The sequence below is a fragment of the Deinococcus murrayi DSM 11303 genome (genome assembly GCF_000482805.1).
Classification (GTDB): Bacteria; Deinococcota; Deinococci; order Deinococcales; family Deinococcaceae; genus Deinococcus; species Deinococcus murrayi.
In genome coordinates this window covers 138,478-154,742 of record NZ_AXWT01000009.1, presented here as the reverse complement: position 1 = coordinate 154,742, position 16,265 = coordinate 138,478, and the positions used below count along the sequence as shown (strand labels likewise).

General features: G+C 70.1%; 16 protein-coding genes and 1 pseudogene. 11 read left to right on the top strand and 6 right to left on the bottom strand.

The genetic code is table 11. The annotated features are described in order from the left end of the window. The first annotated feature begins 35 nt into the window (after window positions 1–35). Window positions 36–407: a hypothetical protein gene (locus tag H565_RS0102070; RefSeq protein WP_034404714.1), complete on the top strand. Its 372-nt coding sequence runs from the start codon at window positions 36–38 to the stop codon at window positions 405–407. A gap of 12 nt (window positions 408–419) precedes the next feature. Here H565_RS0102070 and H565_RS0102065 read toward each other — a convergent pair whose 3' ends face one another. Further along, a complete protein-coding gene (locus tag H565_RS0102065) occupies window positions 420–1,577 on the bottom strand; it encodes a deoxyguanosinetriphosphate triphosphohydrolase (RefSeq protein WP_027459581.1) in 1,158 nt (385 codons plus the stop codon). 247 nt (window positions 1,578–1,824) lie between these two features. On the opposite strand from H565_RS0102065, the gene H565_RS13995 reads away from it, so the two are divergent. From H565_RS13995 to H565_RS0102025, 8 genes are all read left to right on the top strand, one after another. After that, a complete protein-coding gene (locus tag H565_RS13995; protein ID WP_051363363.1) occupies window positions 1,825–3,438 on the top strand; it encodes a histidine kinase N-terminal 7TM domain-containing diguanylate cyclase in 1,614 nt (537 codons plus the stop codon). Window positions 3,439–3,443: 5 nt separating this feature from the next. After that, window positions 3,444–3,968 (top strand): NUDIX domain-containing protein, encoded by a 525-nt coding sequence (locus tag H565_RS0102055; protein ID WP_027459580.1) that lies wholly within the window; start codon window positions 3,444–3,446, stop codon window positions 3,966–3,968. Further along, window positions 3,965–4,876: a bifunctional riboflavin kinase/FAD synthetase gene (locus H565_RS0102050; RefSeq protein ID WP_027459579.1), complete on the top strand. Its 912-nt coding sequence runs from the start codon at window positions 3,965–3,967 to the stop codon at window positions 4,874–4,876. Before H565_RS0102055 ends, H565_RS0102050 begins: the two co-directional genes overlap by 4 nt. 110 nt (window positions 4,877–4,986) lie before the next feature. Then, window positions 4,987–5,826, top strand: a complete 840-nt coding sequence (locus H565_RS0102045) for a 1,4-dihydroxy-6-naphtoate synthase (RefSeq protein WP_027459578.1) — start codon at window positions 4,987–4,989, stop codon at window positions 5,824–5,826. A gap of 109 nt (window positions 5,827–5,935) precedes the next feature. After that, window positions 5,936–7,216, top strand: coding sequence for a PQQ-dependent sugar dehydrogenase (locus H565_RS0102040; protein WP_027459577.1), 1,281 nt, complete (start codon window positions 5,936–5,938; stop codon window positions 7,214–7,216). Continuing rightward, window positions 7,213–8,637 carry a superoxide dismutase family protein gene (locus H565_RS0102035; RefSeq protein ID WP_027459576.1) on the top strand — a complete coding sequence of 475 codons (1,425 nt, stop codon included), beginning with the start codon at window positions 7,213–7,215 and terminating at the stop codon, window positions 8,635–8,637. Before H565_RS0102040 ends, H565_RS0102035 begins: the two co-directional genes overlap by 4 nt. Window positions 8,638–8,725: 88 nt before the next feature. After that, window positions 8,726–9,670: an ABC transporter ATP-binding protein gene (locus tag H565_RS0102030; protein ID WP_027459575.1), complete on the top strand. Its 945-nt coding sequence runs from the start codon at window positions 8,726–8,728 to the stop codon at window positions 9,668–9,670. A 133-nt stretch (window positions 9,671–9,803) separates the two neighbouring features. Next, the gene (locus H565_RS0102025) at window positions 9,804–10,574 is read left to right on the top strand and encodes an ABC transporter permease (RefSeq protein ID WP_027459574.1); all 771 of its coding nucleotides are present in this window, start codon (window positions 9,804–9,806) and stop codon (window positions 10,572–10,574) included. Window positions 10,575–10,661: 87 nt separating this feature from the next. Here the strand turns inward: H565_RS0102025 and H565_RS15920 are convergent. Next, window positions 10,662–11,048, bottom strand: a pseudogene (locus H565_RS15920) (GreA/GreB family elongation factor); the annotation flags it as partial. A 280-nt stretch (window positions 11,049–11,328) separates the two neighbouring features. On the opposite strand from H565_RS15920, the gene H565_RS0102015 reads away from it, so the two are divergent. Next, window positions 11,329–11,979, top strand: a complete 651-nt coding sequence (locus H565_RS0102015) for a hypothetical protein (RefSeq protein WP_027459572.1) — start codon at window positions 11,329–11,331, stop codon at window positions 11,977–11,979. Window positions 11,980–12,063: 84 nt separating this feature from the next. Here the strand turns inward: H565_RS0102015 and mglA are convergent, their stop codons facing one another. The 4 genes from mglA to H565_RS16940 form a co-directional block, all read right to left on the bottom strand. Continuing rightward, window positions 12,064–12,654 carry a GTPase MglA gene (gene mglA, locus H565_RS0102010; RefSeq protein ID WP_027459571.1) on the bottom strand — a complete coding sequence of 197 codons (591 nt, stop codon included), beginning with the start codon at window positions 12,652–12,654 and terminating at the stop codon, window positions 12,064–12,066. Between the two features lie 106 nt (window positions 12,655–12,760). Further along, a complete protein-coding gene (gene mglB / locus H565_RS0102005; RefSeq protein WP_027459570.1) occupies window positions 12,761–13,246 on the bottom strand; it encodes a GTPase-activating protein MglB in 486 nt (161 codons plus the stop codon). Between the two features lie 83 nt (window positions 13,247–13,329). Beyond that, complete coding sequence (locus tag H565_RS0102000) at window positions 13,330–14,166, bottom strand: metallophosphoesterase family protein (protein WP_027459569.1); 837 nt, start codon at window positions 14,164–14,166, stop codon at window positions 13,330–13,332. A 1-nt stretch (window position 14,167) separates the two neighbouring features. After that, window positions 14,168–15,142 (bottom strand): S41 family peptidase, encoded by a 975-nt coding sequence (locus tag H565_RS16940; RefSeq protein ID WP_051363362.1) that lies wholly within the window; start codon window positions 15,140–15,142, stop codon window positions 14,168–14,170. 102 nt (window positions 15,143–15,244) lie between these two features. On the opposite strand from H565_RS16940, the gene cysK reads away from it, so the two are divergent. Further along, window positions 15,245–16,204 carry a cysteine synthase A gene (gene cysK, locus H565_RS0101990; protein ID WP_027459568.1) on the top strand — a complete coding sequence of 320 codons (960 nt, stop codon included), beginning with the start codon at window positions 15,245–15,247 and terminating at the stop codon, window positions 16,202–16,204. The last annotated feature ends 61 nt before the right edge of the window (window positions 16,205–16,265 follow it).

Here is a 16,265-nt window from a genome sequence, read left to right as displayed (position 1 = left end):
GAACCCTGTGAGAGCGCCCGACTTACAGTCGGGGTATGGCACGCGGCGCGGCGGGGATGGTCTGGGTGGCACTGCTGGTCTTGACGGGAGCGCCGGCGGGGGCAGGGGGCGCGACGCTGCGCACCGAGGTGCGGGCGCAAGCCCAGGAGGTCTGCGAGGTCGCGCAGCTCAGCGGGGGGCGCTTGCTCCTGCGCTGCACGGCGGGCATGGCCCCCCCGCAAGAGCCGCGGCTGTTGCCGGGCATGCCCGCTGCCGTACGTGCCCTGGGGCCGCTGCGCCTAGAAGCCGTCCACCGGGAGGCCAGCGGTGCCGAGCTGATGGAGTATGTCCCCTTGCCCGCAGCGGCCCTGCCCGGCAGCAAGGAGTCAGGCCGCACGGCCAGCACGCGCGTGTTCTGGTTTGACTAGCCGGGGGGGGGACTAGCGCCATCCCGCCCCCGGCGTGGGGGGCCGCAACGCCGCGTGCAGCTCGGCGGCGTAACGGTCGGTCATCCCGGCGACGTAGTCGCACACGGCGCGGGGCAGGCCGTCTTCCTCGGCGCGCGCCCGCACGGAGGGGGGCAGCATGGAAGGCCGCGCGAGCAGCGCCGTGAAGAGGTCACCCAGCAGCCGGGTGCCCTGCTCGACCTGCATCTCCACCCGCCAGTGGCGGTAGAGCCGCGAGCGCAGGAAGTCGCCCGTCTCGCGCAGGCGCTCGCGCATGGCGGGGCTGTAGGTCACCAAGCGCTCTGGGAGGGCGCGGACCTCTTCCGGGGTGCGCACGCCGCTCGCGACCACTGCCGCGTGGGTGGCCTGCGTCAGGTCACCGATGAGCCAGCCCAGCAGCTCGCGGTGTAGGGTGCGGCGGTCGCGCTCGGTGAGGGCAGGGGACGTGGGGGGCACCCGCAAGAGCAGCTCGGCCCAGAGGGGCAGCTCGGTCAGGTCCTCCGGGGTCAAGAGGCCGCTGCGTAAGCCGTCATCGAGGTCATGGGCAGTGTAGGCGAGCGCGTCGGCGGCGTCGACGAGCTGTGCTTCGAGGCTGGGCGACCCCAGGCCCTCCCGGCGGTGCTTGTTCAGGCCGTCGAGGGTATCGAGGGTGAGGTTCAGGCCCCGGAAGTCGGGATAGCGGTCTTCCAGCACGGTGACAATGCGCCGGGCCTGCGTGTTGTGGTCAAAGGTGTTGTCGGGCGCGGTGCCATACTCCTGCATCAGGACGTTCAGCGCCCGCTCGCCCGCGTGCCCAAAGGGCGGGTGCCCCAGGTCGTGCGCGAGGGCGATGGCTTCTGCCAGCGTCTCGTTCAGCCCCAGGGTGAGGGCCACCGAGCGGGCCACCTGCGCGACCTCCAGGGTGTGGGTGAGCCGGGTGCGGTAGTGGTCGCCCTGCCCGCCGCTCAGGGACACATTGACGAAGACCTGCGTCTTGTACTCCAGCCGCCGAAAGGCCGTCGTGTGCAGGATGCGGTCGCGGTCCTTTTGAAAGGCGGTGCGCGTGGCGCTTTCGGATTCGGGAAAGGCCCGGCCCCGCGCCGTGCGGCTGAGGGTGGCGTATGGCGCGAGGGTGGCCGCCTCGCGGGCCTCCAGGTCAGCGCGGGTCAGCATGGGGGGATTGTGGCAGAAAGGGCGCAGGGCCAGGTCTCCCCAGCCGGGAGGAGGGCAGGGACCCCGCCAGGGCTGCCCCGTCCGTCATACTTAAAAGCGGGCCGGGGGAGTTGCGCCTGGCCTGAGTCCCTCCAGTCCCTCTGTGACCGGGAGCACCCATGACCCCCTCCTTCCTGCCCTCCAGACGGCTGCCGCCCCCGACCGGACGCGGGCTTTCTGACCCGGCCACCCCCCTGCGAACTGCCGTATGAATGACGCCCTTGCCTCTTCCTTCACGGCGTGGCTGACAGGGTCGGCGCTCGTGGCGCTGCTGACGGCCCGTTTCGCGTGGCGGCGGCGGCAAGCACCGGGGGCGACCCCGCTCACCCTGCTGCTGCTCTCGCTCGCGGTCTGGACGCTGACCTACGCCCTGCATTGGCTAGACGCGCCGCCGGGTGCAGCGTTCTGGCTGGACGCCACCTTTTTCGGGGTGGTCGGAGCGCCCGTATTTGTGTGGCTCCTCACCCGCGAGTTTACCCAGCCGGGCCGCCCCGTTGGGCCGGGTGAATGGGCGACGTTGCTCGCCGTGCCGGGGGTGACGTGGGGCCTGCTGCTCTTTGGCGACCCCGGCGGGGTGTTGTTTGGGGGCGAAGCGGTGCGCGACGCCCATACCCGCCTGGCGGGGGGACCGTGGTTCCGGGTGGTCGTGCTGCACGGCTACGCGCTGATGGGCCTGAGTGCCCTCGCGCTGGGGCAGTTTTGGTGGCGGACCTCTGGAGTTTACCGCCGCCAGGCCGGGGTGTTGCTCGCGGGGCTGTGCCTGCCGTGGCTGGTCAACTTGGTCAGTGTGCTCGGCAAGCGGCCCTTTCCGGACTTCGACCTGACGCCCATGCTCTTTATGGCGACGGCGCTGATTTTTCTGTGGGGGCTGCTGGGGTTCCGGCTCTTTGACCTTGTGCCGGTCGCCCGGCACCTCATCGTCGAGCAGATGGGCGAGGGGGTGGTGGTCCTAGACCCCTGGGGGCGGGTGCTGGACCTCAACGCGTCGGCCCGGCGCTTTGCCGACCCTGCGCTTGCCAGCCCAGTGGGGCAAGCGGCAGCGCGGGTCTTTCCGCTGTGGGACGCGGCCACGCTGGCGACCGCCGTCCACCATGGCCCCACTGAGCTGTGGCTGAAGGGCCGCTGCCTGGAAGTGCGGGTCACCGAGCTGCGGGACCGCCGGGGCCGCTCGCAGGGGCAGGCCGTGGTGTGGCGCGACGTGACCGGGCAGCGTGAGGCCGAAGCCGCGCTGCGCCGGGCGCACCAGGAACTCCAGGTCCGGCTCGCGCAGATTGAGCACCTGCAAGCCGAGCTGCGCGAGCAGAGCGTGCGTGACCCCCTTACGGGGCTGCACAACCGCCGCCACCTCACCGCCGTGCTGGAGGCGCTCCGGGGGGAGGTCTTTAGCGTGGTGCTGCTGGACATCGACCACTTTAAGGGCGTCAATGACCGCTACGGCCATGCCGCCGGTGACGCGGTGCTGCGGTCGGTGGCGGCCCTGCTGGCCAAGCACGCCCGGCCCGGCGAGACGGTCTGCCGCTACGGGGGGGAGGAGTTCATCGTCGTGCTGCCGGGGGTTTTGCCGCTGGAGGCCTGCCAGCGGGCGGAGGGCTGGCGGCGGACGATTGCGGCGCACGAGGTCGCCGTGAACGGAGAGCGGGTGGCCGTGACCGTCTCGCTGGGGGTAGCGGGGGCACCGGGACACGGACCCGACCTCGACCGGGTGCTCCTCGCCGCCGACGAAGCCCTGTACGCGGCCAAAGCGGGCGGGCGCAACCGGTGCCAGGTGGCCCCCCTCCCGGCCCCGGAGAGCGCTTCTTCCGAAGCCTCTGCTCTACAGTGACCCGCATGACGGGCAATGGGACAGGCCGCGAGGACAGCCAAGTGATCTACGACGGGCACGTCGTGCGGCTGGAAGTGCTGGGGGGCAAGTGGGAGGTGGTGCGGCACGCCGACGCGGTGGCGGTGCTCGCGCTGAGCGAGCGGGGCGAGATGCTGCTCGTGCGGCAACGCCGCCCGGCGGTGGGGGCCGTGACCCTGGAGGCCCCAGCGGGCCTCATCGACGAGGGCGAAACCCCCGAACAGGCCGCCCGCCGCGAGCTTCAGGAGGAAGCGGGGCTGGACGGCGAGCTGACCCTGCTGACCCGCTTTTACTCCAGCCCCGGCTTCTGCGACGAGCTGCTGTATGTGTTCGCCGCCGAAGGGTTGCGTGAAAGCCGCCGACCCCACGACGAGGACGAAGACCTGGAGGTCGTGTGGCTGCCGCCGGGGGAGGTGCTGGACGGCCTGCGCGACGGCACCCTGCAGGGCAGCGCGAGCACGGTGGCGGCAGCGCTGTACGGCCTTCAGCGCCTCGCGGCGGGGAAGCCGTGAAAACCTATGTCTCCCCCACCGCTCGGCCCGACACGGGGACGGTGGTCGCGGTCGGCTCCTTTGACGGGGTGCATCTGGGGCACCAGGCCCTCCTCGCGCAGCTCAAGGAGCGGGGGCGGCGCTACCGGGTGCCCACGGTGGTCTACACCTTTGACCCGCCCACCCGCGTGCTCACCCAGGGGGTGGAATACCTCTCCACCCTGCCCGAAAAGCTCGCGCTGCTGGCCCGCTACGGCATTGACGAGACGGTCGCCGTGCCCTTTACCCGTGAGTTCGCGGCCCGGCCCAAGGAGGCCTTCTTGGAGGACCTGCGGGCGCTGCGGCCCCAAGCGATTGTGGTGGGCGAGGACTTTCACTTTGGGCGCGGGCGAGCCGGAAGCGTGGACGACCTGCGGGAGGTGACCCGCGACGTGGTGACCGTGCCCATGCACCAGCTCGGCGGTGAGGACATCAAGAGCACCCGCATCCGCGAGTACCTGCGCCTCGGCGACGTGGAGAGCGCCCGCCGATTGCTGGGCCGCCACTACGACGCGCAAGGGGTGGTCGTGCCCGGCGACCGGCTGGGCCGTCAACTGGGCTGGCCCACCGCCAACCTTCAGGTGCCCCAGGGCAAGGCGCTTCCGCCCGGCGTCTACGCGGTCGTTGCCCTCACCGAGCGCGGGCCGGGGAATCAGCAGCGCCATCACGGGGTGGCCAACGTCGGCTTCCGGCCCACCGTGAACGGCGTAGAGCGCCGCTTCGAGGTGCATTTTCTCGATTTCGAGGGGGACCTCTACGGCGAGGAGGTGGGCGTCAAGTTCTTCGCCCGCCTGCGCGGCGAGCAGAAGTTCAGCGGCCTAGACGAGCTGAAGGCGCAGATTGCGCGGGACGCGCAGGCGGCGCGGGAGGCTTTGCGGGACGTGGAGTAAGGCCTGTCGCTCGTGGCGTGTGGCAGGTGGGGACGGGAGCCTTGCGCGCAAGCTCCCGCATCCCTCCACAAGCCACAAGCGACAGGCCACACGCCCCCTATCATCCGCCCATGACCCCCCTTCCCGCCGTCCTCGACCTCGGCTACTCTTTTTGCCCCAACGACACCTTCATCTTCTACGCGCTGCACGCGGGGCGGGTGCCCGCGCCGCTGCCCGTGCAGGAGCGGCTGGAGGACGTGCAGACCCTCAACGAGTGGGCGCGGGAGGGCCGCCTCCCCGTCACCAAAATCAGCTACCGCGCCTACTTCGAGGTGATGGAGGAGTATGTCGCCCTGCGGGCAGGCGGGGCGCTGGGCCGGGGTGTGGGGCCGCTGGTGGTGGCGCGGGAGGACCTCGGCGACCTGAACGGCAAGCGGGTGGCCTCGCCGGGGAACCTGACCACCGCCGACCTGCTGTTGCGGCTGGCCTACCCGGACGCGAGGCTCACGCCCATGCGCTACGACGAGGTCATGCCCGCCGTGGCCCGTGGGGAGTACGACGCCGGACTCATCATCCACGAGTCGCGCTTCACGTACCCGCAGCACGGCCTCGTTCAGCTTCTCGACCTCGGCGCGTGGTGGGAGCAAGGGACGGGGGGCCTGCCCCTTCCGCTGGGGGCGATTCTGGTGCGGCGCGACCTGCCGCCGGAGGTGCAGCGCGGCCTGAACGCGGCGGTTCGGGAGAGTCTGGAATATGCCTACGCGCACCCCGATGAACCCAAGGCCTACATCCGCGAGCACGCCTTGGAGATGAGCGACGACGTGATGCAGGCGCACATTGACCTCTACGTCAATGACTTCTCACGCGACGTGGGTGAGGAGGGCGAGCGGGCCGTGCGCGAGTTGCACCGGCGGGCAGTCGCGGCAGGGGCGGCGCGGCCCTCAACCCTCCCCCTGTTTGTGGAGGGATGAGCGGGGCGAATCCCGCTTTAAGAGGACCCTGGGGCAGTTCTCAGAAGGTGTACTGGGCGAGGATTCCACGGGCGGGCGGCATGGGAGCGTGAATGCCGGAGGAACCCACATGCATAAGCCCATGCTCGCTGCCCTGACGGTCGCACTCGGTGCCCTGGGTGCCGCGCTCGCTCAGGGGTCGGCCTCACCCACCGGCCCCGGACCCGCCCAGACGGCTGTCCCCACCCCCCGCCCGCTCCCCGCGCCAGAGCCACCCGTCACCGTGACGGCCACCCGCAACGAACCCCGCGCTCTGGGCTTCACGCCCGACAAGCTCGCGCGGCTCAAGGTCCCGGCGGGGTTCCAAATCAAGGTGATGGCTTCGGGACTGGGCAACGCCCGGATGATGCACGTGATGCCCGACGGCGGGATTTACCTCACCCGGCGGGCGCAGGGCGACATCTGGTACCTCAAAGACAGAAACAAAGACGGCCTCTTTGACGCGGGCGAGCGCCGGATGGTCGCGCAGAACCTCAAGCTGGTGCACGGGCTGGACGTGAGGCAGAACAAGCTGTACGCGGTCGGTGAAAAGACCATCTGGGTGATGGACATGAGCCGCGACGGGGGCTTGAGTGTGCCTCGCGTCTTCGCCGACGGCTTTCCCGACGCCGGACAGCACCCTGCCCGCGGACTGAAGTGGGGACCCGACGGCTATCTCTACGCGTCCTTCGGCTCGACCAACAACGACGCGCCCACCCAAAACCCGGAGGAAGCGACCATCCTGCGCATCCGCCCCGACGGGCAGTGGCGCGAGGTGTACGCGCGGGGCCTGCGCCACACCATCGGCTTCGGCTGGCACCCGGTCACGGGGGTCTTTTACGGGATGGACCAGGGCAGCGACTGGCACGGCGACAACATCCCACCCGAAGAGCTGAACGTGATTGTGCGGGGGCGCAACTACGGCTGGCCCTTTTGCTACGGCGACCGCAACCCCGACCCCTACACCAACTCCAGCCAGATTCCCGGCAAACTCACCAAGGCCGAGTATTGCAGCCTCACCCAGGGCAGCCTGCTGAACTACACCGCGCACGCGGCGGCCATCGGCCTGACCTTTTACACCGGCAGCCAGTTCCCCGCCGAGTACCGCAATGACGCCTTCGTCGCCTTCCGGGGGTCGTGGAACCGCAGCGAACCCAGCGGCTACGAAATCGCCCGCATCAACTTCGACGCGCAGAACCGGCCCACCGCCATCGAACCCTTTGTGACCGGCTTCGTGTACCAGGAGAACGGCGAGTGGAAGCAGTTCGGGCGTGTGGCGGGCGTGGCGACCTACACGGACGGCAGCCTGCTCTTTACCGACGACCAGAGCGGCGTGATTTACCGCGTGCTGTACACCGGAGGCCAGCGATGAAGCTTCAGACCAAGCGATATCTCGCCCTCGGCACCCTCGCCCTCGGCGCGGCGCTGGCGGGTGGGGCGGGTGCCCCCATGACGACCGCCCCGGCGAGCACGCCCCTGACGGCGACGGCGGCCCTGCGTGACCCCGCCGGGCAGGTGCTGGGGATGGCCCGCTTCGTGCAGCGGGGCATGGGCGTGCAGGTGACGGTGGAGGCGCGGGGCCTGACGCCCGGCCAGCACGGCATGCACGTCCACGAGTACGGACGCTGCACCCCCGGCGTAGACGAGGCGACGAACACGGTCGTCCCCTTCGGTGGGGCGGGCGGGCACTTCGACCCCGGCATGAGCAAGAACCACGACGGCCCGCAGGCCCCCAACCTGTACGGGCACGGCGGCGACGCCCCCATGCTCAGCGTCGGCGCGGACGGGGTGGGCCGGGCGAGCTTCACCACCGACAAGTTCAGCCTCACCGGGCCGAACGGGGTCCTGAACCGCACCCTGGTCATTCACGCCCGCCCCGACGACTACAAGACCGACCCGGCGGGGATGTCGGGTGCCCGCGAGCGCTGCGGCGTGATGACCCGCGACAACTTCACCACCCGTGACTACCTCCTGCCCGGTGCTCAGGACTTCCCCGAAGGTGTGGCTTACGATGCCCGCCGGGGGGTGCTCTACACCGGCAGCGCCCTGAACGGGACCATCTACGCCATCAACGCCGCGACCGGAGCCGTCAGCAAGTTCCAGGAGGGCGGGGCGCTGGGTCGGCAGGCCGCGTTGGGGTTGAAGGTGGACGCGCAGGGCCGCCTGTGGGTCGCGGGCGGGGCACAGGGCACGGTGAGCATCCTGACGCCGGGCGGCGTGACGCTGAAGGTCCTGGAAACGCCGAAGTCGCCCAACCCTTACGTCAACGACCTCACGCCTGCCGCCGACGGCCACGTGTATGTCACCGACTCCAACCGCCCGGTCATCTTCCGGGTGGACCGAGACCTCAACCTGACGGCGTGGCTGGACTTGAGCAAGACGCCCATCAAATACGGCCCCGGCGTCAACCTCAATGGCATCGTGGCCACCCCCGACGGGCGCTTCCTGCTGGCGATGCAGACGAACACGGGCGAGCTGTGGCGCATCGACCTGCGAACGAAAGCCGTGCGCCGAGTGATGACGGGCCTGACCAACGGTGACGGCTTGCTGCTCGACGGGCGCACCCTGTATGTCGCCCGCAACAAGGACCAGGTCGTGAGCAAGGTCAGCCTCACGGCGGACTCCGCCTCCGGGCAGCTCGTCGCGGAAGAACCCCTGCGCGGCCTGCGCTTCCCGGCGACGCTGGCGCTGGTGGGGGGTGACCTGGTGGTGACCCAGGCGCAGCTCGACCGCAATATGGCGGGGATTCCGCCGGAAACCCCCTTCCGGCTGACCCGCTTCGGGAAGTTCTGAAGCTCGGCGGGGACTGAGGGGGGAGGCCACGCGGTCTCCCCTCAGTTTGTAAGACTCTCGACGCACTCGCCCTCCTACGCTGGCGGGCGTGACTCAGCCTCCCCCCGAAGCGCCCGCCCCCGCCCTGGAGGTGCGCGGCCTGCACAAGCGGTATGGACGCCACAGCGTCCTGCATGACATCGACCTCACGGTCGCGCCCGGCGAGGTGTACGCGCTGACCGGACCCAACGGCGCGGGCAAGAGCACCCTGATTCGCACCGTGACCGGGCTGGCCTTTCCGACCTCCGGAACGGTGCACCTGCTGGGGCGCAACGTGCACCACGACGGCCCCCGCGCCCGCGCCGCGCTGGGGGCGGTGGTGGAGGCCCCCGCCCGCTTTCACCCGGAGTTCACCGGAATCCAGAACCTGCGAATGCACGCGGGCCTCGCGGCGATGGCACCGGGGGCCGAGCGGCCTGATATGGCCCGCATCCGCGAGGTGCTCGCGCTGCTCGAACTCACCCGCATGGCGGACCGCCGGGTCGGGGAATACTCGCTGGGGCAGCGGCAACGGCTGGGGGTGGCGAGCGCCATCCTGGCCCGGCCCCGCGTCCTCATCCTCGACGAGCCGACGAGCGGGCTGGACGCGCTGGGCATCGGCCTGATTCACCGCATCGTGACGGACCTCGCGGCGGAGGGCTGCGCGGTCCTTCTCAGCACCCACCACCTGCGCGAAATCGCCACCTACGCCCACCGGGTGGGCATCCTGACGGGCGGGCGGCTGGTGGACACCGTGGATCTGCGCTCCCGGCAGGCCGCCTACCGCTTCCGGGTGAACGACCCCGCCGGGGCCGCCGAGCACCTGCGCCGCCTCCCCTTCGTGGGCAGCGTGGGCACCCGCACCCCCTACGCGCTGGCGCACTTGGGCGATGAGGCGCGGGTGCCCGACGCCCTCGCGCACCTCGCTCAGGGCGGATTCCGGGTGCTGGAGGCTGCCCCCGACCACTTCGACCTGTACGAGTACTACCGCGAACGGGTGGAGGTGGCGGTGTGATACGCATTCCGTCTGTTCCGTGTCCACTCCGGGAAAACACCGGACTGGACACTCTACGCCCGGAACGCGTTCTTCTCCCTCTCCCTCCGGTCGGATTTCATCCTGCCAGAGGCAGGATTTCATCGGAGTTGCTATGACCCTCTTCGCCCTCGAACTTCGCAAGCTGCTGCGCCGCCGCAGCGCCCGGCTGGGCCTCGCGGTGTGCTTTCTGCTGCCGCTGCTGTGGCCCTGGGCACCCCGCGTGGAGGCCCTTTTCGGGATTGAACTCGTGAGCGGGTGGCAGCTCCCGGCAGTCAGCCTGGGGGTGCTGGTGCAGTTTCTGCTGCCCCTCTTTATCGCGGTGACCTGCGCCGAACTCATCGGGTCGGAGGTCAGCGGGGGCACGCTCGCGCCGCTGCTGTTGCGGCCCGTCAACCGTACCCGTGTCCTGACGGGCAAGCTGCTCGTCGCGCTGCTGTACCCGCTGCTGCTGGTGCTGGCGACGGTAGCGGGGTCGCTGCTCGCGGGCCTAGTCGTGGGGCTGGGGCCGTTTACCGGGGGCACCGGGCTGGGGCCGGGGTTCTTTCAAGGGGTCGGGACGCTGACGCCGGGACAGGCGCTGGGGCAGGTGCTCCGTGCCTCGTTCCTCGCCGCCGTCATGCTGCTGCCCGTCGCCAGCCTCGCGGTGCTGTTCGGGGTGATGTACCTCAACACCGCTGCCGCCGCCCTCGCGACGCTGGCGACCCTGAACATCCTGCGCCTATTCGCCGTCTTTCCCGAAAGCCTTCAGCGGCTGCTGCCCACCAGCCACTTTGACCTTTATGTTCGGCAGGCGGACGTGACACCAGGGCTGATTCTGCTGCTGATTTACACCCTGGGGTTTGGGGTGCTGGCGGCGTTGGCCTTTGAGCGGCGGGACGTGTAGGGCGGGGACCACAGGAGGGTGGGGAAGCGCGTGCCCCCCGCCCCCGCGAGCTTTACCCCACGCTCCGGACGGTGGGACGGTGTAGCGCAGCCGCCGCTCGCCCTGGGTGACCTCAAAGCTCTCCCCCACCCGGCGGCCCAGCAGCGCCTGCCCGACCGGACTGTCTTCGCTGACCTGGGTGGCTCCCTGCGCGAGGGCGTCGACCTCGACCGCGCTCACAAGGCGCACTTCCACCTCGCGGCCACGCTCGTCGTCGCGCAAGACGACCAGGGACCCCAGGGTGACCCGTCCCCCCTCCTTCGGGGTGCCCTCCACGAGAACGGCGCGGGCCAGCACGTCCTTCAGCTCCAGGTTGCGGTCTTCGAGGTCCATCGCGTCGTCGCGGGCGGCGGCGATTTGAGCGACCGCATCGTCGCGCCGCTGGCGTTCCTTGGCCAGCGTCTCCTGAAGGCGACGGTAGCCTTCCGCCGTCATCTGCACTTCGTCTGCCATAAGCCCTCCTGCTTTCCCTTGCTGTCTCTCGGCGCTCTGGCGGGGGCGCGGCGGCTCCCCCGCCAGAAGTCCCCGGTCAGAAGGAACTGTAGGGGGCCTGTGCTCACGCCCGGTGACAGCGGACTTATGACGGTCCTGAGGAAGCCCCCAGCGAGCACATGCCCCAACGCCCATTTTCGAAATCCTCACCGCCGGGGCGCGGAGGTGGCCTGTAATCCAGAGGCAGCGCGGCCCCCAGCAGGGCGGCCCCAGGAGGAACCCCATGACCGACCCCAACACCCCTCGCCCCCGCGACCCCTCCTCCGCCGATTCGGCAGACCGCACCCCAGAAGACCTCCTCCAGGAAGACCGCACCGTCACCGCCGAGGAGTTCGGGCGGGACGACCACGAGCCGACGGACGCCGAGCTGCACCCAGTCGGCGGCGCGGGCGCGGCCACCATGGATTACTCGCTGCCCGAAGACGACGCCCCCGCCAACCAGGACACCCAGGCCAACGCCGAGCTGGTGCGCGAGGTGGCCGAGGAAGACGCCGACTTGCCCGTGTCCGGCGACGTGTCGGGCGGACGCCGGGGCGAAGGCAGCGACGCCCTGGCCGGAGCGGGCGTGCTCTATGACGACGGCGTCGACCCGGACCTCCGCGCCGAGATGATGGACAATGCGGCGGCCTACGGCACCGACTTTGTGCCGGGCAATGTCAACGACGAACCCGGCTTTGACGACGGCGTCCCGGGCAGTTTTTCGGATTTCAGCGTGGCGAGCAGCGACCAACCGGACGGTGCCCCCCGCCTCGCGGACCCCAGCCAGGATGCGGGCGGTGAGGTGCGGGGAGGGCGCGCGGCGGGGTCTGGCGGCATCGACGGCGGCCCACCCCGCACCCGGCCTCTACCGGGGACGGAGGAAAACGGCTCGTAGCTTGTGGAACAAGAAGGTGGGGGACGCGAGCCGTATCTCCCACCTTCCTCTTTCCCCTACAAGCCACAAGCCACGAGCCACACGCTATTTGTTCTGCGCCAGTCGGTCGAGTACCAGCTTGCTCACGCTTTTGAGGGTTTCAAAGACGCCGCCGCCGTTGTGGGCGGTGGCTTCAAAGACGAGCAGTTCTTTCTTGGGGTCTACGACTGCACGAATCATCTCGGTGGGCAGCGCCCCTTCGATGTCGCGCTTGTTGATTTGGAGGACGATGGGCACGTCACGCACGTCGATACCATGCTCGGCGAGATTTTCGCGCAGGTTGCGCATGCTCTCGGCGTTGGCGCGCAGGCGATTGGGGGCGCTGTCGGCCACAAAGACGATGCCGTCGACCCCGCGCAAAATCAGCTTGCGGGAGGCGTTGTAAAAGACCTGTCCCGGCACGGTGTAGAGGTGAAAGCGTGTCTTAAAGCCTTGCACGGTGCCGAGGTCAAGCGGCAGGAAGTCGAAAAAGAGGGTGCGCTCGTCTTCGGTGGCCAGGCTGACCATTTCGCCGCGCAGGTGACTGGGCACCTTGGAAAAGACGTGCTTGAGGTTGGTCGTCTTGCCGGACATGCCGGGACCGTAATAGACAATCTTGCAGTTGATTTCGCGGGCCGCGAAGTTGATGGTGCTCATGGCTGTTTCTCTCCCCGCCTGTAGGACGTTCAGGCTTCAGCTTGGCGGTGTGGCGTGAGGGTGTCCGGAGCGCGCACGCGCTGGGCTGGGGTGAACCCCGGCCCCCTTAGCCAAACAGGTCGTCGAGCAGGGCATTCGCCCCATTCGAGAAATCGTCACTGAACTGCATGGGCGGCGCGTCCTGAAGTTCGGCCAGGATGGCCGCGACCTGCGCGATGGTCTTTTTGGTGTGGACCTTGACCCGGCCCAGCGGGACCGACACGTCGAAAATCAGGGTGAGCAGCGCGGAGTCGCCCACCGACTCGACGTACAGGGTGCCCTGCTCGCCCTGATGGATTTGCTCGCTGAAGGTGCGCTCGCCCAGCATGTTCGCCAGGGCAGCGGTGGCGGCGGCGTTGGAGGCGACCAGGGTAGCGACGCTGTCGAGGGCAGGGGGCCGCGGTGCCCACAGCGCCTCTTTGTGCGAAAGCACGAAGCCCTTGCGGTCAACGAGCAGGCAGTAGCGGACGCCCGTGGCTCCCAGCAGCTCTTCGAGGTGCCCGTCAACCCGCTCGAACGCGTCGCCATACAGGGCGAGAGAAGGTTCAATCATGTCCCCGTCAGTATAGGAGGGGGGTTCACACGAACTTCTGACAACCCTCGACCAAGAGGGTGCCAGCGGCCAGGAGGAGGGTTTCAGCCCAGCACCCTTTGCCGGAAGGCCGCCCAGGTCGCGGCGTTGCGGGGCAGGCTGCCTTGCTCCGTCCAGACCCAGTAGGGCGTGTAGAGGCTGCGGGCCGTGAGAACCTCATCGTGGAAGATTTCGGCGCTGACGCCCGTGGCGAGGAGGCCGCTCGTGCCGAAACGGCGCAGCACCCCGGTGCGGTCATAGGGCACTCGCCGCAGCTCCGGCAGCCAGCCCCCCGGCGCGGCGGTGAGCAACAGGTACCCGGCGCGGGGGTCGCCGTCCATCGGGGTGCCGACGGCCCCGGTGTTCAAGATCAGCACGCCGCCGCGCTCGGCCTGGGCCGGGCGGTGGATGTGCGACCCAACCAGCACGCCCGCCCCGCCCGCGAGGTCGGCCACCCGCTGGGGGTCGGTGCGCTCGCTGAGGCTCTCGCGGTAGTCGGCGGGGGTACCGTGGGCGACGAGAACGGTCGGGAGGCCGGGCACCTCCAGCGTGCGGGTCAGCGGCCACCCCGCAGGCACGTGCAGCAAGCCAGCGCGGTCCAGCTCGGTCGCCGTCCAGTCGGTCGCGCCCCAGAAGGGGTCGGTGAACCACTCTCCCGGCAGCGTCTCCGAGCGCCCCTGCCACAGCCGCACGAGGTCGTCGTGGTTGCCCAGGATAAAGGTCACGTCCCCCCGCGAGAGCAGCAGCGCGAGGGCCTCCACGGAGTCCGGCCCCCGGTTGACCACGTCGCCGTTGACAAGGACGTGCTCGGCCCCCTGCACCCGTGCATCGGCCAGCACTGCCCGCAGCGCATCGGCATTGCCGTGAATATCTGCGATGACGGCGAGGCGCACGGGGAGCATTCTAGGGGGCGGCGGGGCGCAGCGCCCTGAGCGCGGCCTCCAGCACCGGGTCACGGCCCGCGAGGATGTCCGCCACCTCCGGCCCAGCGCGGAGGTCGGGCTGCACCCGCCCCGGCAGGCGCACCCGGCCATCCAGGGTGGCCCGCGCCACCGTCAGGCGCAGCACTGCGGGGCCGGGCAGCGCGAAATCCCGCGTGAGGGTATTCAGCAGCCCCCGCGTGGGCAGGCCAACCACCGTGCCGCCCGCCTGCTGGCCCCAGTAGGCGAGGAGTTCGCCGCACGACGCCGTGTCGGGCGACACGAGCAGGGCGAGGGGACCCGTCCAGCGCGGCCAGGCGCGGGCAGCCTGGGCCAGCGCGGCCGTGCGCCAGGTGTAAAGCGCGGCCCCGCTGCGGCCCACCCCGATGAGATTCACCCGGTCCCCGGCCAGCCCCTGCGCCGCCGCCAGGCACTCGTCGAGCACACCGCCGGGATTGCCGCGCAGGTCCACCACCAGCCCGCTCGCCCCCCGCGCTGCGGCCTGCCCCAGGACCTCCCGAAAGGCGGCCCCCATGCCGACCTCAAACCATTCGGGCAAGCCAATCACGGCGACCTGACCCTCCCAGCGCAGGGTGGGCCGCAGCTGAGGGTCGAGGGCTGCGGGGGGCGGGGCAGGGTTCAGGACAATACTCCGCAGAAGCTGGGTGTGCCCGTCGCCCAGCGCCGCGAGCACAGTCTCCAGCGCGGCTTGGCCCTGCACTACCGGGCAGCGACTCTGCCTCCCACATCGCTGCACGAGGGCAGCCCGCTCTGCGGCGAGCAGGCCGCCCACCTCTCCCATGCGCGGCCCCGCGTAATGCGCCCGCAGCAGCCGGGCCGCCGCGTCATAGACCGCCAAGGCGTCTGCCGGGGGCAGCGGGCCACCCACGCCCCCCGCTCCCGCCAGCCCCAGCAACAGACCCAGCAGGGTGAGGCCGCGGCGCAGGTGGGAACCCATCACGCTTAGGCTACGGCGCGGCGGCCCCCAACGTTCCGCTCCCCCTCCAATAGCGCCCCCGACTCCGGAAAACAGAACCCTGGCCGCTCTATGCTCCTGGCCATGATTGACGCGCTGGTCGGAAAGACGCCGCTCGTGCAGCTTCGCCGGGTGGTGGGGCCGGACATGGCGGACGTGTTCGTCAAACTGGAGGGCCTGAATCCCGGCGGCTCCATCAAGGACCGCACCGCCCTGGGGCTAGTGACGGACGCCGAGGAGCGGGGCCTCCTGAAGCCGGGCGGCACCCTGGTCGAGCCGACGAGCGGCAATACCGGGATTGGGCTGGCGCAGGTGGCGGCGGCGCGGGGCTACCGCCTCATCCTGTGCATGCCCGCCCAGATGAGCGAGGAGCGCAAGCGCACCCTGCAAGCTTACGGGGCCGAACTCGTCCTCACCGACCCAGAGCGCCGGATGCTCGCCGCCATCGAAGAAGCCGAGCGCATCGCCGCCGAGACCGGGGCGGTCTTGCTGGGCCAGTTTTCCAACCCCGCCAACCCCGCCGTACACGAGCGCACCACTGGCCCCGAACTGTGGGAGCAGATGGAGGGCCGCATCGACGCCTTTGTCTACGGCTCTGGCACGGGCGGCACCATCAGCGGGGTGGGGAGATTCCTCAAGCGGCAAGACCCCAAGGTTCAGGTCATCGCGGTCGAACCCGCCCGCAGCAACGTCCTGTCGGGCGGCGAGCGCGGCGAGCACGGCTTTCAGGGGATGGGGCCAGGCTTTATCCCGCCCAACCTTGACCGCTCGGTCATCGACGAGGTGATTCCCGCCTGGGAAGAAGACGCCTACCCCCTTGCTCGGCGGCTCGCCCGCGAGGAAGGCGTCTTTGTGGGCATGAGCAGCGGCGCGATGGCCTGGGCCGCACTGGAGGTCGCCCGCCGCCTGGGGCCGGGCAAGCGCGTGGCCACCATCGCTTGCGACACGGGGGCGCGGTACCTCACGACCAGCCTCTTTCACCCGGAGCGTTCGGGAACCCCCAAGGGGTACAAGCCCTATTCGCGGGAGCGGATGGAGGAGTAGCGGCCAGCGGCCAGCCGCCAGCCGCCAGCGAGAACAGCAAAAGCCCCAGCCTGAGCCGGGG

What these genes read in the sequence shown, in the direction of transcription:
- H565_RS0102070 (WP_034404714.1), top strand. Translation starts at nt 36, where the DNA reads ATGGCACGCGGCGCGGCGGGGATGGTCTGGGTGGCACTGCTGGTCTTG.
- H565_RS0102065 (WP_027459581.1), bottom strand. Translation starts at nt 1,577, where the DNA reads ATGCTGACCCGCGCTGACCTGGAGGCCCGCGAGGCGGCCACCCTCGCG.
- H565_RS13995 (WP_051363363.1), top strand. Translation starts at nt 1,825, where the DNA reads ATGAATGACGCCCTTGCCTCTTCCTTCACGGCGTGGCTGACAGGGTCG.
- H565_RS0102055 (WP_027459580.1), top strand. Translation starts at nt 3,444, where the DNA reads ATGACGGGCAATGGGACAGGCCGCGAGGACAGCCAAGTGATCTACGAC.
- H565_RS0102045 (WP_027459578.1), top strand. Translation starts at nt 4,987, where the DNA reads ATGACCCCCCTTCCCGCCGTCCTCGACCTCGGCTACTCTTTTTGCCCC.
- H565_RS0102040 (WP_027459577.1), top strand. Translation starts at nt 5,936, where the DNA reads ATGCATAAGCCCATGCTCGCTGCCCTGACGGTCGCACTCGGTGCCCTG.
- H565_RS0102035 (WP_027459576.1), top strand. Translation starts at nt 7,213, where the DNA reads ATGAAGCTTCAGACCAAGCGATATCTCGCCCTCGGCACCCTCGCCCTC.
- H565_RS0102025 (WP_027459574.1), top strand. Translation starts at nt 9,804, where the DNA reads ATGACCCTCTTCGCCCTCGAACTTCGCAAGCTGCTGCGCCGCCGCAGC.
- H565_RS0102015 (WP_027459572.1), top strand. Translation starts at nt 11,329, where the DNA reads ATGACCGACCCCAACACCCCTCGCCCCCGCGACCCCTCCTCCGCCGAT.
- mglA (WP_027459571.1), bottom strand. Translation starts at nt 12,654, where the DNA reads ATGAGCACCATCAACTTCGCGGCCCGCGAAATCAACTGCAAGATTGTC.
- mglB (WP_027459570.1), bottom strand. Translation starts at nt 13,246, where the DNA reads ATGATTGAACCTTCTCTCGCCCTGTATGGCGACGCGTTCGAGCGGGTT.
- H565_RS0102000 (WP_027459569.1), bottom strand. Translation starts at nt 14,166, where the DNA reads ATGCTCCCCGTGCGCCTCGCCGTCATCGCAGATATTCACGGCAATGCC.
- H565_RS16940 (WP_051363362.1), bottom strand. Translation starts at nt 15,142, where the DNA reads ATGGGTTCCCACCTGCGCCGCGGCCTCACCCTGCTGGGTCTGTTGCTG.
- cysK (WP_027459568.1), top strand. Translation starts at nt 15,245, where the DNA reads ATGATTGACGCGCTGGTCGGAAAGACGCCGCTCGTGCAGCTTCGCCGG.